This window comes from Methylobacterium terricola (assembly GCF_006151805.1).
GTDB lineage: Bacteria > Pseudomonadota > Alphaproteobacteria > Rhizobiales > Beijerinckiaceae > Methylobacterium > Methylobacterium terricola.
In genome coordinates this window covers 1-1,143 of sequence record NZ_VDDA01000101.1, presented here as the reverse complement: position 1 = coordinate 1,143, position 1,143 = coordinate 1, and the positions used below count along the sequence as shown (strand labels likewise).

The 1,143-nt window shown below is 67.2% G+C and carries 1 protein-coding gene; it reads left to right on the top strand.

Features of this window, described 5'->3' with window-relative positions:
- Positions 1-59: 59 nt before the first annotated feature.
- Positions 60-1,130: an IS630 family transposase gene (locus FF100_RS36805; RefSeq protein ID WP_171070489.1), complete on the top strand. Its 1,071-nt coding sequence runs from the start codon at positions 60-62 to the stop codon at positions 1,128-1,130.
- Positions 1,131-1,143 lie beyond the last annotated feature (13 nt).

Here is a 1,143-nt window from a genome sequence, read left to right as displayed (position 1 = left end):
CTAGTGCATTGACGCATTCAGAGGATTCACAGGGGGCATGAGGCATGCGAGTCTGAGGCATGGCTCAGACTGTCTGTGTGATCCCCAGCGCCGCCGACCTGACGCGCCTGTCCGCTATCGTCGCCGATCGGGGGCGGCCCCTCAAGCACATCCAGCGCGCCCGCATCGTCCTGCTCTCGGCCGAACGCCTCTCCGTCCTCGACGTCGCCCAGCAGGCCGGCGTCAGCCGGCCAGCCGTCTGGCGCTGGCAGCAGCGCTACGCCGAGGAAGGCGTCGAGGGTCTGCTGCGCGACAAGACCCGCCCGCCCGGCAAGCCGCCTCACTCCACCGACACCGTCGCCGAGGTGCTCGCCCTGACCTGCTCCGAACCGCCCGGTGAAGTCACTCACTGGACCGGCCGCGCCCTGGCGCAGGCCGTCGGGATCTCCCTGCGGTCCGTCCAGCGCATCTGGGATGCCCATCGCCTCCAGCCGCATCGTGTGCGCAGCTTCAAACGCTCGAACGATCCGGCCTTCGCCGAGAAGGTCGAGGATATCGTCGGCCTCTACATGGACCCGCCGCGCCATGCCGTCGTGCTCTCGCTCGACGAGAAGAGCCAGATCCAGGCTCTCGAGCGCACCCGCCCCAGCCGGCCCGTCACGCCAGGTCGCCCCGAGACACAGACCCACGACTACATCCGCCACGGCACCACCACGCTGTTTGCCGCGCTCGACGTGCTGGAAGGCACGGTGATCGGGCGCTGCATGCAGCGTCACCGCCACGATGAGTTCCTGCGCTTCCTCAACACCATCGAGGCCGCGGTGCCGGCCGGCAAACTGATTCACGTGATCCTGGACAATTACGGCACGCACAAACATCCGAAGGTGCGAGCTTGGCTGGCCCGGCATCCGCGCTGGATCTTCCACTTCACGCCGACCTCGGCCTCGTGGATGAACGCGGTCGAGGGCTTCTTCTCCGCCTTGACCCGGCGCAGGCTGAAACGTGGCAGCTTCAGCGGGATCGTCGACCTGCAGGCCGCGATCAACCGTTACATCGCCGAGCACAACGGCAGGCCGAAGCCCTTCGTCTGGACCAAGCCGGCCGCCGCCATCCTCGATGCCGTCAACGGCAACGCTGCACCATCCGTTTGAGTCAAGGCACTAG

Bases quoted from the DNA above. Each gene is read 5' to 3' on its own strand.
- FF100_RS36805 (WP_171070489.1), top strand. From the start codon at position 60: ATGGCTCAGACTGTCTGTGTGATCCCCAGCGCCGCCGACCTGACGCGC.